This window comes from Bifidobacterium sp. ESL0682, assembly GCF_029392815.1.
Lineage (GTDB): Bacteria > Actinomycetota > Actinomycetes > Actinomycetales > Bifidobacteriaceae > Bifidobacterium.
In genome coordinates, this window is record NZ_CP113942.1 from 174,114 (window position 1) to 187,326 (window position 13,213).

General features: G+C 57.0%; 13 protein-coding genes and 1 pseudogene. 13 read left to right on the forward strand and 1 reads right to left on the reverse strand.

Annotated elements, in window-relative coordinates; all coding sequences use genetic code 11:
- Positions 1 to 168: 168 nt before the first annotated feature.
- The 7 genes and pseudogenes from OZX57_RS00645 (at position 169) to OZX57_RS00675 (ending at position 4,570) form a co-directional block, all read left to right on the forward strand.
- Entirely contained in the window at positions 169 to 726 is a 558-nt protein-coding gene (locus tag OZX57_RS00645) for a hypothetical protein (protein ID WP_277162297.1), read from the forward strand.
- A gap of 31 nt (positions 727 to 757) precedes the next feature.
- On the forward strand, positions 758 to 1,972 hold the full coding sequence (locus OZX57_RS00650) for a peptidoglycan-binding domain-containing protein (RefSeq protein ID WP_277162298.1): 1,215 nt from the start codon (positions 758 to 760) through the stop codon (positions 1,970 to 1,972).
- 170 nt (positions 1,973 to 2,142) lie between these two features.
- Positions 2,143 to 2,750 (forward strand): annotated as a pseudogene (locus OZX57_RS00655) (ABC transporter ATP-binding protein).
- Positions 2,747 to 3,094, forward strand: coding sequence for a hypothetical protein (locus OZX57_RS00660; protein WP_277162299.1), 348 nt, complete (start codon positions 2,747 to 2,749; stop codon positions 3,092 to 3,094). The pseudogene OZX57_RS00655 and the gene OZX57_RS00660 overlap by 4 nt, the downstream one beginning before the upstream one ends.
- Positions 3,054 to 3,587, forward strand: coding sequence for a hypothetical protein (locus tag OZX57_RS00665; protein WP_277162300.1), 534 nt, complete (start codon positions 3,054 to 3,056; stop codon positions 3,585 to 3,587). The genes OZX57_RS00660 and OZX57_RS00665 overlap by 41 nt, the downstream gene beginning before the upstream one ends.
- Entirely contained in the window at positions 3,574 to 3,867 is a 294-nt protein-coding gene (locus tag OZX57_RS00670; RefSeq protein ID WP_277162301.1) for a hypothetical protein, read from the forward strand. Before OZX57_RS00665 ends, OZX57_RS00670 begins: the two co-directional genes overlap by 14 nt.
- Positions 3,868 to 4,246: 379 nt before the next feature.
- Complete coding sequence (locus OZX57_RS00675; RefSeq protein ID WP_277162302.1) at positions 4,247 to 4,570, forward strand: helix-turn-helix transcriptional regulator; 324 nt, start codon at positions 4,247 to 4,249, stop codon at positions 4,568 to 4,570.
- A 594-nt stretch (positions 4,571 to 5,164) separates the two neighbouring features.
- On the opposite strand, the gene OZX57_RS00680 is transcribed toward OZX57_RS00675, so the two are convergent.
- Positions 5,165 to 6,139, reverse strand: coding sequence for an NAD(P)-dependent alcohol dehydrogenase (locus OZX57_RS00680; RefSeq protein WP_277162303.1), 975 nt, complete (start codon positions 6,137 to 6,139; stop codon positions 5,165 to 5,167).
- A gap of 90 nt (positions 6,140 to 6,229) precedes the next feature.
- Here OZX57_RS00680 and OZX57_RS00685 point away from each other — a divergent pair, with 90 nt between their 5' ends.
- From OZX57_RS00685 to OZX57_RS00710, 6 genes are all read left to right on the forward strand, one after another.
- Positions 6,230 to 6,682 carry a MarR family transcriptional regulator gene (locus OZX57_RS00685; RefSeq protein ID WP_277162304.1) on the forward strand — a complete coding sequence of 151 codons (453 nt, stop codon included), beginning with the start codon at positions 6,230 to 6,232 and terminating at the stop codon, positions 6,680 to 6,682.
- Between the two features lie 400 nt (positions 6,683 to 7,082).
- On the forward strand, positions 7,083 to 8,984 hold the full coding sequence (gene dnaK / locus OZX57_RS00690; protein WP_277162305.1) for a molecular chaperone DnaK: 1,902 nt from the start codon (positions 7,083 to 7,085) through the stop codon (positions 8,982 to 8,984).
- Between the two features lie 185 nt (positions 8,985 to 9,169).
- Entirely contained in the window at positions 9,170 to 9,847 is a 678-nt protein-coding gene (gene grpE, locus OZX57_RS00695) for a nucleotide exchange factor GrpE (protein ID WP_277162881.1), read from the forward strand.
- Positions 9,848 to 9,973: 126 nt separating this feature from the next.
- Positions 9,974 to 11,026: a DnaJ C-terminal domain-containing protein gene (locus tag OZX57_RS00700; protein ID WP_277162306.1), complete on the forward strand. Its 1,053-nt coding sequence runs from the start codon at positions 9,974 to 9,976 to the stop codon at positions 11,024 to 11,026.
- A 271-nt stretch (positions 11,027 to 11,297) separates the two neighbouring features.
- Positions 11,298 to 11,990 (forward strand): helix-turn-helix transcriptional regulator, encoded by a 693-nt coding sequence (locus OZX57_RS00705; RefSeq protein WP_277162307.1) that lies wholly within the window; start codon positions 11,298 to 11,300, stop codon positions 11,988 to 11,990.
- A gap of 168 nt (positions 11,991 to 12,158) precedes the next feature.
- A complete protein-coding gene (locus OZX57_RS00710; RefSeq protein ID WP_277162308.1) occupies positions 12,159 to 13,112 on the forward strand; it encodes an HAD family phosphatase in 954 nt (317 codons plus the stop codon).
- Positions 13,113 to 13,213 lie beyond the last annotated feature (101 nt).

The window sequence follows — 13,213 nt, forward strand, 5'->3', positions numbered from 1 at the left end:
AATCCGTCAAAGAAAGACGAATGTGCTGATTGTGGCGTTCGGGAATCGACTATACGTTATAAAAGTATGTCTCGTCGGCTGTTGGCCGCTCTGTCGTGCGTTGGCCTGCTCGCCTCGCTGACGGCGTGCTCCGCGCCGTGGAAGCATAATGCGCAGGGACCATCAGGCTTGAGCGAAACGAAGAAAAGTGCGAAGCTGGCATCAAGCATGGATGCCTTGTTCGACCAATATTTGGCGAAGAAGAAACTGAGCAGTTATGAGCGTGAGGTGATCTCGCGGTCCAAGCAGAACGGCAAGGTCAGTGCGGAGGATTACGAGACCGCGCACGCCAAGGAGGTCTCGTGCATGGCCGGTAAGGGCTGGAAAATGCTCGAGAAAAAGCTGCCGAGCGGGATTTACGCGAACAATGGCACTGATCCGGTTCCGCACGGTGATGCCGAGGTGGATAAGATGATGAAGGCCAGCAAGGATTGCTCGGTGGATTCTGCAGATATCGAAATACTGTACGAAACTCAGCAGACCAATCCGGATTTGCTCTCTGACACGTATGAAGCCGCCGTCACCTGCCTGCAAAGAAGCAAGGTCGTCGATAAGAGCTATACCGCCAAAAAGCTCAAGGATGCGTTGGAAGGCGGCGGCGAGCTGAGGAAGAAGCTTCCTTTTGATGCGTCCACGGATGCCGCGCAGAACTGCTTGGTCGGTAACGGTATGGGCATAGATATATGAGTGATGCGGAATTGAATATCAAGGAGCATTGATGATGGAACAATCGAAAAAGCACACATCCTTGCGTAAGATGGCGATTCCTCTGGCGATTACGGGACTGGCGGCGCTGGCCGTCGGCGTAATCGTCGGCTCGCTGCTCGTTCCCACCCCTACGCCGCAAGGCCTTGACGTTGCCGCCGCGCCGGATATGGTCAAAGCCACGCGGCAGACGTATGAAGACAAGATCACGGTGCCCGGGGTAACGTTTGAGACCAGTCCTGTGCGTTCGATCACCACGAAAACCTCAGGAACGGTCAGTGAATCATCGTGCAAGCCCGGTCAAGCGGTTCATTCCGGCGATAAACTGATGTCGGTCGACGGCGGGCCGATTATCGCGTTGCATACCGATACGCCGCTGTATAGATTGGTTTCGTTGGGCGTCTCCGGTACGGATATCGCCGCGTTGCAGCGTGAGCTTTCGTCGTTGGGCTATCCGGCGGACGGCAATGGCGTCTACGGTAAATCGACCGCCAATGGCGTCTCCCAGCTGCTCAAACATGCCGGAATCTCCAATGCCGGCGGATCGATCGGGCCCAAGAATGTGGTGTGGATTCCCGAATCCACGGTCGTTCCCATGCAATGTTCCGCGGATTTGAACACGGTGCTTTCGCCAGATGCCGAAGTCATGAAGGTCGGAGGCCAGCTGGCCGCCGTCACTTTCCAGACCCCGACCGGGCTGCGGGCAGGGCGGCGTACGTTCTCGTTGTTTGGCGTCACGATAGGACTTGACAAGGTGAATGGACGTATTACAGACGCAGCGTTCCTCAGCAAGATTTCCGCCAGCCAAGAGTATCAGGACAGTTTGGCTGACAAAAGCAAGAAGCCGAACGGTTTGCTTGCTCTAGAAAAACCCATCGAAACCATGAAGGTGCCGCCGTCGGCCATTGTCGGGCAGAACGGCGAAACCGCTTGCGTCTCGCCCGATGGCAAGAAAGCCATACCGGTCAATGTCATTGGTTCTGCGCTGGGAGCCACGCTGGTCCAACCTTCCGATGGCAAGACGCCGATTGGCAAGGTCATGGTCGGTCATCGCCTTGATGGTGTAAAATGCACTGCCGGCAAAGCGGATAAAGGTACGGATTCTGGCAGCAGCGGCAATGGTGTCGATAAGCAGGGCGATATGAGCGATTTGAAGGACGGCTCCGCTTCGGCCAACTTGCAAGACGGGAAAACCGACGTGCAAGGCAGCCAAAAGGACACGGAATAATGGCCGGGGATTCCGTGTGGTCATTCTCTGATGATTCCGTGGCTGCAAATGATACTGAGAGTGTTCGTGGTACTGCGGATGTGACTGGCGGAGTTGATGGACTTACGGATTTTTCTTCGGATACCGACGCTACCAATGATGCGGGTGAACCTGCCGTTGTCGGGGAGCATTTGGGACATCGCTTCGGCGATGGGCCTTGGCTGTTCAGAGACCTTGATTTCACACTGAGACCAGGGAGGCCATTGGGTTATGCGGCCCCTCCGGTTCAGGGAAATCCACGCTGCTTTCAATCGTCGCGGGATTTGCTAAACCGGCCGAGGGGCAGGTCGAGCGCCGCAATATCAGCAGCGTTCGGTGGGTGTTCCAGAACCCGCATGGCATGCCTCGCCGAACCGCGCTTGATCACGTCGTCCAACCGCTGCTCGGGCGAGGTTACGAACGCGAGCAGGCCGTCGATGAAGCGATGGGCATCATGACTACGTTCCATCTGGCAGACTTGGCCGACCGCCAATTCCGCGAACTCTCCGGCGGCGAGGCCCAACGCCTTATGCTCGCCCGCGCTGTTGCCAGCAAACCCGGGCTGCTGTTGGTCGACGAACCTACCGCCCAACTCGACCAGCGCACCGCAAGCGACGTCGACGCGACGCTGACCGGCTTGGCGACCGGCGACACCATCGTCGTCATCGCCACCCACGACCCCAACACCCGCGCGGCCTGTAGCAGGGTCATCGACCTCGCGTGGCATGGGAACCACGAAGAGCGTAAGGAGCAGGCATGAAACGTTCCAGCATTTTCTCGGAGGCGTGGCGTGATATCACTTCCGGAACTTCGCGCACGATCAGCTGCCTTGCGATTCTGGCCGTGCTCGCCATCATGGTGACTATGTTCGACCTCAATACCGTGGTCGGTCTGCAGCATCAGGCCCAGCAATGGGTTTCAACTGGCTCATCAATTCACATCCTCGCGCAGGAACAGGAAATCAACCCGGTTTCCTGTGGCGCGCTCACTGAGGCGTCGGGCAAAGGCGAGAACGAGAAACGTATCCATCCCATCCAGTCGGCCGGTGCTCTGCGCGAAGACAATGATGTCATCTCTCGATGCCATGCCGAGTGTGCATCTTGATCAATGGGACGTAACGCCGTCGATGGCGGATGTGCTCGGTGTCAGATTCTCGAAAAACGATTCGGCCTCGTCTGGCGTGTGGATATCCGACCAGCTGGCTAATACGCTCAAAGTCCGCCAAGGCGACAGCCTGCCCAGCAACCAAGGTGTCATGCATATCGCCGGCATATTCCCGTGGCCTGAAGACGGCCGTGACCAGCGCATCGCCTACTCTGTCATCACTCCTACTTCCACAAGCTGGGACGAGCCGTGGGACGAGTGCTGGGCGAGCGTCAACCCCAGCAATCCCAGTGCCAAGGACCTGATTAACACCGCGTGGTTCGCCTATCCCGGCGGCATACCCAGCTCACAGATTCGTCAGGCCAACGTCTCGCTGGGCACTTCCGCCGATCTCAATGCGCAATACAACGCGCGGTCAAGCCGCTTCATGCTGGCTCTCACCCCGTTGCTGGCGTTCATCATCGCGCTTCGCCATACGCGTGCGCAAGGTTGAAATTGCCGACGACCTGCACATGGGTCTGCCTCGCCGTGGGCTCCATGCCATCTTCGCCCTCGAAACCCTTGCGTGGAGTGTGCCCGCGGTGCTGCTATGCGTCGCCGCGTCCATGTTCACCGCAACCGCCATGTCCGGCCGAGCCAACGCCGTCACCTTCACGCTCGTCCAGCTCCCGCCGCTGATTGCCGCCCTTCTGACCGCTCAATTGGGCACCGCCGTCGGCCTGACCTCCATCCGCAGCACCCAGCTTTTCGCCTTCTTCAAGAACCGGCGATAGATGATGGCGTCACTCGCCATTTTGAGATTGTAGATTTATGTAAATTGTCTATTAGAAGTTATGCAAGTTGTCGGTTTCGCTTTATGTAAATTGACGGTTTGAGATTATGCAATCTGTTAATTGATGATGGTCCGTTGTAAGAACGATGTCTCGAAATCGTTGGAATTCCGCCATGTCGAAGACTTTTGACAGGCGATTTACGTGTTCTGACTTGGAGTGTCCGAACGTGTTGGGTTACGTTGAGATTGCCGAAATGGTTCCTGCGGTTTGAGCAAGGGTATTCATTCGCAATTGCGGGAGCAAGGATGATTTGAAGTACTCTTGATTGAGCGCATGGCAGCGGAACGGTTGCAGAGTGGTAAGAAGGAAAGGCACAACGATGGCGGTCGAGATGCAGTTGGGTGGTCAGATTCGTGACCATCGTGAGGCGATGGGCTTGTCGCAGGATGACCTTGCGGGCAAGATTTTCGTCTCTCGTCAGACGGTTTCGAATTGGGAAACCGGTCGCACCTATCCCGATGTACAGAATCTCCTGCTGTTGGGCAATCTTTTCGGCATCACACTGGACGAATTGGTCAAAGGAGATGTGGAAACCATGAACAAGGAAATCAAACGCAACGGTATGCGTATACTGTTACTGCTTATTACTGCGTGCGTATTTATCGCGGCAGGACTTGTGATGGTGGTGTTGATGTTGTTGTAAAAGGCCAAGGGCCTGCCCAAGCATGGCGATGGTTCGCGCCCATTGGCATGGTGCTCTGTTTATGCGGTCTTATCGCGGCCGGCTGGTGCTACAAATTGCAGCGTGACATCGATGTGCTGACGTATAAGGAGTTGCGCCAATATCTGACGGGGAATGAGGTTGATCGTTCGTCGCGTAAGGGCAAGCCGCTAAGTACCAAGCAGCTTGTTGTCATTACGATTATTTGCGCTTTCGCCGGAGCTGTGATGGGACTGTTGGCGTATATGTTTCTGTGATTACGCGCTCGCGCTAGCCCATGGTCGTCAAAGATACCGTACGTATTTCTACCTATTTCCCCTTTGAGGACCGAGGTTAGTGCGAGCCGGTGTCGGCAAGCTGCGTACTTTTTCAATGAATTGACCCCGGAGTTTCATGATGTTTCGCATGAGTGGCTTTCACGGGGCCTTGCACTGGTAAGTATAAGTGACATGCCTGAGAACCGCAATAGATTTCAAGCTCTCACTTGACAAGAAGTTGGATGAGATAGCTTGACGGTGTTGCTGTCCTGCGATTCCTGGGGCTTGTGGGGATAATTTCGGACAGTAATCCGAATTATCATTTGGAAAAGTCGGTGGCGATGACAATCTTGCCTTGCACGTGCTGGGTGAGGGCGTATTCGAATGCTTGCTTGGCTTCAGTGACGGGCCAGACATGGTCGACGTGAGGTGCCAGTTTCCCTGCGTCGGCGAGTTTGGTAGCCGCTTGCAGGTAGTCCTTCTGCGGGGCCATCGGCTGGGAGTAGGTGGCGATGTGCTTGTTGAATGGCGCTCGCAACAAGGCCTTGGTATAGTGCTGGCCGATGGGGATGAGGGTTCCGTCGGACTTGAGCATTCCCAACAGGTCTTTGACGTCTGCTGAACCGTTGACGGCGATGATGACGTCGAAACGAGTGTTGATTTTCCTGAAGTCCTGTATTTTGTAATCAATGACTTGTGTGCAGCCCATTTCCTCGGCCAGCTCGACGTTTCTGGTGCTGCACACGCCTGTGACTTCCGCGCCCATCGCCTTGGCGATTTGAACGACATACTGCCCGACGCCGCCGGATGCGCCGTAAACCAAGACCTTGTCGCCGCTTTTCACCCTTGCCTTGCGTAGTGCGCCGAGCGCTGTCTGGAACATAAGCGTGGCGGCTGCGGCTTGCGCGAATGACAGGCCTGCCGGTTTAAGTGCCACATTGTCTTTGTCGAGCACGGTGTATTCCGCAAGCCCGCCTGATGGCAGAGCTCCTGGCGTTACGCCGAACACGGGGTCGCCGACTTTGAGCCTCGTGACGTTTTTGCCTACACGTTTGACGATCCCCGCAACTTCGCCGCCTAAAGGGTGACCTATGATTCTTGTCATTCTGTCGGTAAGTTTGCCGGACAGGCTTGGCTTGCCGTTTTTATTGGAGAAATGAGTAAAGTCGAGAACGTTCAGTACACATGCTTTGACTTTGATAAGTACTTGATCGTCGTTTGATGCAGGTGTAGATACTTCTTGAATCTTCAGCCCATCCAAATCGCCTGGCTTCGTATAGATAATGGCCTTCATCCCGTATCCTCCAGCTTGAGTTCCTATTCGAACTCAACTACTGTAGCACGAATTCTAATTGGAATTCAACAGAAGGGTAGAATGGCTGCCATGACTACTGTGCGACCGACTCCGGAAGAAACTGACGGCTACGCTGCTCTTATGCGCTGTGCCAAGCTTCTCGGCCAGGCGTCCGAGCGCCAGGCCGCCACCGATGGAGGGCTCACCGCCATCCAGCTTGAGATTCTGTATGTGCTCTCTCAATCGGAAAGCGGCCTGCGGATGTACGATCTCGCCGCTCGCCTCAATCATTCGCGCAACGGCATGACCTATCAGATTGATCAGCTGGAGAAGATGGGGCTTGCGAAGCGCGATCATGCTGAAGGCAACCAGCGAGCCATCCTCGCCTGCATCACCGAGAAAGGGCGTGCAGTGTGCCAGGAAGCTGTTCAAAGCCATGTTGCCTTTATCGACAAGGTGTTTACCGAGCCCGTTGGCGATGACATGAAGACGCTTACCGTCGCTCTCAACCGGGTTGTTGCCGAGCTGGAACGAAATCGCTGATTGCTGATTCCGCTTGCGTGCGGATTGCCTGTGTTGTCGGTGTGGGTTTGTGGGGGGCGAGAATGCCGGCTTCACCTTGGTGCAAATGGTCCAAGCGATTTTAAAAATAAAGTTTTAGATATATTGTTCTGTGACAGTATTGATAGATTGTTGGAATTCCAACCTTTCTAAGGTGTTGCATCTGCTTTTTCAAAAACTTGAGCCAAAAAGACTCAAGTTTTTTCTGAATTTCGGGAATATAATTTGACAATACAAAGTTGAGTGAAGTAGGCTCAGGTTTTGGAACATCAATCAGGTGCGAACCTGGATGCGGGCCGCGAACGAGAAACGAAAGTCTCGACACGGCGACCGGACCCGAGCGAACAGATGTGAAACGTAACGAATATAAGGAGAAACGAATATGGGACGTGCAGTAGGTATTGATCTGGGTACTACGAACTCTTGCATCGCAACGCTCGAAGGCGGCGAACCCACGGTTATCGTGAACGCCGAAGGCGCTCGCACCACCCCGTCGGTGGTCGCGTTCAGCAAGTCCGGTGAAATTCTCGTCGGCGAGGTCGCCAAGCGTCAGGCCGTGACCAACGTCGATCGCACCATCAGCTCGGTCAAGCGCCACATGGGCACCGACTGGACCGTCGAGATTGACGGCAAGAAGTGGACTCCGCAGGAGATTTCCGCACAGATTCTTATGAAGTTGAAGAGGGACGCTGAGGCGTACCTGGGCGAACCGGTGACCGACGCGGTCATCACCTGCCCTGCATACTTCAACGACGCACAGCGTCAGGCAACCAAGGACGCCGGCAAGATCGCAGGCCTCAACGTGCTGCGTATCATCAACGAGCCGACGGCTGCGGCACTGGCTTACGGCCTTGAAAAGGGCAAGGAAGACGAACGCATCCTGGTCTTCGACCTCGGCGGCGGCACCTTCGATGTGTCCCTGCTGGAGATCGGCAAGGACGACGACGGCTTCGCCACCATTCAGGTGCAGGCCACGAACGGCGACAACAAGCTCGGCGGCGACGATTGGGATCAGAAGATCATCGATTGGCTCGTCGGCGAAGTGAAGAACAAGTACGGCGTCGATCTGTCCAAGGACAAGATTGCTCTGCAGCGCTTGAAGGAAGCCGCTGAACAGGCCAAGAAGGAACTTTCCAGCTCCTCCGAGACCAACATCTCGATGCAGTATCTGGCCATGACCCCCGACGGCACGCCTGTCCACCTCGACGAGACGCTGACCCGCGCTCACTTCGAGGAAATGACTTCCGACCTGCTCGGCCGTTGCCGCACGCCGTTCAACAACGTGCTGCACGACGCGAACGTCTCGGTCGCGCAAATCGACCACGTGGTCCTCGTCGGCGGCTCGACTCGTATGCCCGCTGTCAAGGAACTCGTCAAGGAACTCACCGGTGGCAAGGCTGCGAACCAGTCCGTCAACCCGGATGAGGTCGTGGCAATCGGCGCTGCGGTGCAGTCCGGCGTCATCAAGGGCGACCGTAAGGATGTCCTGCTCATCGACGTCACCCCGCTTTCTCTCGGCATCGAGACCAAGGGCGGCATCATGACCAAGCTCATCGACCGCAACACCGCCATCCCGACCAAGCGCAGTGAGGTCTTCTCGACCGCTGAAGACAACCAGCCTTCCGTGCTGATTCAGGTCTATCAGGGTGAGCGCGAGTTCGCTCGCGACAACAAGCCGCTGGGCACCTTCGAGCTGACCGGCATCGCTCCGGCTCCTCGTGGCGTCCCGCAGATCGAGGTCACCTTCGACATCGACGCCAACGGCATCGTCCACGTTTCCGCCAAGGACAAGGGCACCGGCAAGGAACAGTCCATGACCATCACCGGCGGATCTGCTCTGCCGAAGGACGAGATCGATCGCATGGTCAAGGAAGCCGAGGCTCACGAGGCCGACGACAAGAAGCGCAAGGACGAGGCTGAGACCCGCAACACCGCTGAATCCTTCGCCTATCAGATGGAGAAGATGGTCAACGACAACAAGGACAAGCTCTCCGATGATGTCGTCAAGGAAGTCACGGCCGACGTCAACGATCTGAAGGAAGCCCTGAAGGGCGACGACATCGACAAGATCAAGTCCGCTCAGGAGAAGCTGACCACTTCCTCGCAGAAGATCGGTCAGGCACTCTATGCGCAGCAGGGTGCCGAAGGTGCTGCTGGCGCTGAGGGCGCGGCTGGTGCCGGTGCCGCAGGTGCGGCCGGCGCAGGCTCCTCCTCGTCCGATGATGACGACGTGGTGGACGCCGAGGTCGTGGACGATGACGATGACAAGAAGGACAACAAGTAATTATGTCCGGGTTCGATAAGGACGACTATCTGAAGGATCTGCCGGATCCCGACGACGCGTGGCTCAACTCTTTGGCTGGGTTCGATGCGTCGGCAGCGGGATTCGGCGGGTCCCCGGACGGGGCCGATCCCGCAGAACCTGAGCAGGCTAATGCCGGCGCAACCGGCGAAAAGGCGGGTGAAACAATGAGCTCCGAACAGTCGAATAACAAGGCCGACGACGAGGCGAAGCAGAACCCACAGAGTGCTGCCGCTTCAGCTGCCAACAACAACGACAATACGAATGTGAACGACGGTTCCGCGCAAGCGGCCGCTGGTCAGACTGGTGACAGTCAAGCCAATGCTGCTGGTTCCGCCGCTGCCGCTCACGCAACTGGTGACGCGGGCAAGGCCGATGCTGCCGCAGGCAAGGATGGCGACAATACGCTGACGCCACTTGGGCAGGCGAAGAAGGAAGCCGCGGACTACCTCGATGCGCTCCAGCGTGAGCGTGCCGAGTTTGTCAACTTCCGCAACCGCTCCAAGAAAGAGCAGGAGACCTTCCGCCAGCACGGCATCATCGATGTGCTGACTGCATTGCTCCCGGCGCTCGACGACATCGACCGCATCCGCGAGCACGATGAGTTGAACGATTCGTTTGCCGCTGTGGCCAACAAGATTGACAAGGCGTTCGAGAAGTTCGGCGTGGAGAAGTTCGGAGAGAAGGGTGAGACCTTCGATCCGACCAAGCACGAGGCGATACTTCACAAGCCGGATGCCGAAGCGACCGAAGAGACTGTGGACACCGTCGTAGAGGCGGGCTATCGCATCGGCGACCGGGTAATTCGCGCCGCTCGTGTGGTGGTGGCTTCCCCGAAGGCCTAGCGGGTTTCCGCAATGACGTGATACGTAGAGTGCGATTCCCCGCGTGGCCGGAGGGTCGCACTTATCGTTTTGTAGAGTCGTTGCAGGGAATGTATCGGCTTATGGCCCGAAAAGGAGGGCAGTGATATGGCTGAGAATGAATGGCTAGATAAAGATTTTTACAAGGTGCTCGGCGTCTCCAAGGACGCATCGAGCTCGGAGATTACCAAGGCTTACCGCAAGCTCGCGCGTAAGTATCATCCGGATCTCAACAAGACCAAAGAGGCCGAGGAGAAGTTCAAGGACATCTCGGAAGCCTACGATGTGCTCAGCAACGAGGATCAGCGACGCAAGTACGATGCGATTCGCCAGTTCGCGGGCGGTGGTGCAAGGTTCGCCGGTGGCTCCGGGCAAGGTGGGTTCGGAGGTGACGCCTCTGACTTCTCCGACATCTTCGGTTCGATGTTCGGCGGCGGCGCAGGCGGCCCCGGCGGGGTTCACTTCTCGACTTCCGGCGGCGGGCCGACCAACCTGAACGACATCTTCTCGATGTTCGGCAACGCGGCTGGCCAGGGTGCTGGCGGCTACGCGGGCGCGGGCGCTGGCTCGCCCTACGGAGCCGGTTACGGCAGCGGGTCGAGCACCTACCGCGAGCCGCAGGAACCGGTGCGTGGCGAGGATCGCAACTCGAAGATCACGCTGACGTTCCGCCAGGCCGTAAAGGGCGCGACCGTCTCGCTGAAGGCAGGCGGGCGCAAGTTCAAGACCCACATCCCGGCCGGTGTCAAGGACGGGCAGAAGATTCGGCTTCCCGGCAAGGGCAAGCTCGGCTCCAACGGCGGGTCCGCAGGTGATATGTATCTGCAGATCAGCGTGAAGAACGACACGAAGTTCAGCCTCGACGGCAACAACATCGTGATGCCGCTTCCGGTGACCATCGGCGAGGCCGTTTCCGGTGCTCGCGTCAAGGCGCTCGACTTCGACGGCAACGAAGTGACGTTCCGTGTGCCTGCTGGCACATCGAGCGGTACCGAGGTCCGTGTCAGCGGCAAGGGTGTTCCTGGCCGTGATGGTGACTTGGTCGGACGCGTGGTGATTCGCGTGCCGAGCAGGCCCAGCATGGCGCAGAAGCACGATGCCAAGGAATTCGACAAGAACTCTGGTGAGTTCGTCGACGAGGTGGCCAAAGAGCGCGAGTGATTCGCGCGACTGCGGCTGCCGATGGTCGAAGCGGAGTGAGTTTCGGCGCTTCGATTTGACGGGGATGCCTGCCGGTCGATTCCGGTAGGCATCCCCGTGGGGCGATAGCAAGTTGTGGCTGGTCTATTGGTGAGCATCTGGAATGTTTGCCGATAGACCAATTCGGCAGTTTTGGACTCGATAGGCATTGCGTACGATGTTGATGGATAAAGACATCAGTGCAATGCGTTATGAATGAAGTTACCGACAATGACGAGTGGAGGTGGATGTGATGGCTCGGATTTCTCGTGAGGTGCAGGCGCTGTATGGACTGTGCGCTGTCGCGCTGGTCGAACAACGCGCGGATCTGGATGGTGCCGACGACGTAGGTTTCGACATCGATTTGCCGGTCTTCAGCGTCGGTCGTGCCGCGCAGTTGGCCAACATCCATCCCCAGACCCTGCGTCAATACGACCGTCAAGGGCTCATCGTTCCGCAACGCACGGAAGGCGGCGCTCGCCGCTATTCCCTGCGCGATGTGCGCAAGCTTGCCCAGGCTCAGCAAATGAGCCAGGAAGACGGCATCAATCTTGCCGGCATCTCGCGTATCCTCGACTTGCAGGAGGAGAACCGCCAGCTGCGGCGCGAAGTCAAAAGACTCGAACGTCCGAGTGGTTCCAGCATTTTCGCGGCCGATTCGGATGGCGGCATCACCGAGATTCAGCGCTCGCGTCAGGCCCGCCGCTGGCGTCACGAAGTACAGGCTCACACCCGTGAGCTTCCCGGCCGCCCGTATTATGCCAATGATGCCGACAATCCATATGCCTCCACTGTTTCTGAGGCATCGGACGAAGGCGGCAACGGCACTTCGCAACAGTCAAGTGTGCACAAGCCTCGCCATGCTGCGAAGCCTACTGCTGATTCTCATGCCGACCCGTTCGTCGATCCCCGTTCGCTGGTGGTATGGGGCCACTATTTCGACTGATTAGTTTGCAGTCCGATTGACGGTTTTAATTTCGTGATTGATGCCATGATTTAAGCGAGTGCTTATGGCATGATAGAGATGTACGGAATACGGAAAATGTCGGCGGAATGTGTCATGACGATTGCATAAGTGTGCTGGCATGAACGGATATGGCGAGGTGGATTCTCTTTGGCGTCACAGCTGCAGCAGCAAAACGACAACATAAACAATGACCGAGTGCTCAAGGCCGTGCTGTGGGATATGGACGGCACGTTGATCGACTCGGAGCCCTACTGGCATGAGGTCGAGATGGGTATCGCTCGTGAACATGGTGGTTTCTGGAGCGAAGACATTGGTTGGACCTGCTCCGGTAAACCCGTGCCACAGGTTGCCCAGCGCATGATTGACGAGGGCACGCAGCTGTCAGTGGATGAAATCGGACGACTGATGATCGAGGGCGTCGCGCAGAAGGAAGCGGAACGCATGCCGTGGATTCCCGGTGTGGAGGATGTGTTGCGCTCGCTGGTTGCTGCTGGCATTCCATCGGTTCTGGTCACGGCATCGCCTCGGCGTATGGCTGAGAACTTGGTGCGTCAGGCTCCCGAAGGCGCATTCGTCGGTTATGTATGTAGTGATGACGATCTGCCCAAGAAGCCGAACCCCGCACCCTATCTTGCCGCCGCGGAAGTGATCGGTATTAATGTTCCGCAAGAAATCGCGGTAGCCAATGGTATGCCGGTTTCAGGCAGCGGTCGGCCTGGCCTGCAGCTTGGCGACGGCGAGCCATCTCAGCAGAGCGGCGATAGCGAGTCCAGCCGTCAAAATAGTGGTAACCAAAGCGGTCAACAAGTCAGCGACGGCAAGTCAGATAAAAAAGTCTCAGACGATAAAATAGACGGCATTTCAGAGCATGCTGATTTCTGCCGCGATATGGCAAGATGCGTAGCCATCGAGGATTCGATGACCGGCATCCAGTCGGCCGCCGCTTCCGGCGCGACCACCATCGCTCAAACCGGCTTCATCAAAACTGACACTTCCGCCGGCCCACAATTCGCTTCAATCAACGGCTACGACGGCCTGACCGCTGAAGTGTTGGAACGCTATGCCGAGCAACGTTTGGCGGCAATGAGCCAGATGAAGTAAACAAGCCACAGCTCTAAAGCATGAAAAGGCTTTTGGGAAATCTGAAAGTCTACAAAGTGAAGCTGGTGGCATGCCGTTCTCATAGGACATACGCCCGTCGG

Bases quoted from the DNA above. Each gene is read 5' to 3' on its own strand.
- OZX57_RS00650 (WP_277162298.1), top strand. From the start codon at position 758: ATGATGGAACAATCGAAAAAGCACACATCCTTGCGTAAGATGGCGATT.
- OZX57_RS00660 (WP_277162299.1), top strand. From the start codon at position 2,747: ATGAAACGTTCCAGCATTTTCTCGGAGGCGTGGCGTGATATCACTTCC.
- OZX57_RS00665 (WP_277162300.1), top strand. From the start codon at position 3,054: ATGATGTCATCTCTCGATGCCATGCCGAGTGTGCATCTTGATCAATGG.
- OZX57_RS00675 (WP_277162302.1), top strand. From the start codon at position 4,247: ATGGCGGTCGAGATGCAGTTGGGTGGTCAGATTCGTGACCATCGTGAG.
- OZX57_RS00680 (WP_277162303.1), bottom strand. From the start codon at position 6,139: ATGAAGGCCATTATCTATACGAAGCCAGGCGATTTGGATGGGCTGAAG.
- OZX57_RS00685 (WP_277162304.1), top strand. From the start codon at position 6,230: ATGACTACTGTGCGACCGACTCCGGAAGAAACTGACGGCTACGCTGCT.
- dnaK (WP_277162305.1), top strand. From the start codon at position 7,083: ATGGGACGTGCAGTAGGTATTGATCTGGGTACTACGAACTCTTGCATC.
- grpE (WP_277162881.1), top strand. From the start codon at position 9,170: ATGAGCTCCGAACAGTCGAATAACAAGGCCGACGACGAGGCGAAGCAG.
- OZX57_RS00700 (WP_277162306.1), top strand. From the start codon at position 9,974: ATGGCTGAGAATGAATGGCTAGATAAAGATTTTTACAAGGTGCTCGGC.
- OZX57_RS00705 (WP_277162307.1), top strand. From the start codon at position 11,298: ATGGCTCGGATTTCTCGTGAGGTGCAGGCGCTGTATGGACTGTGCGCT.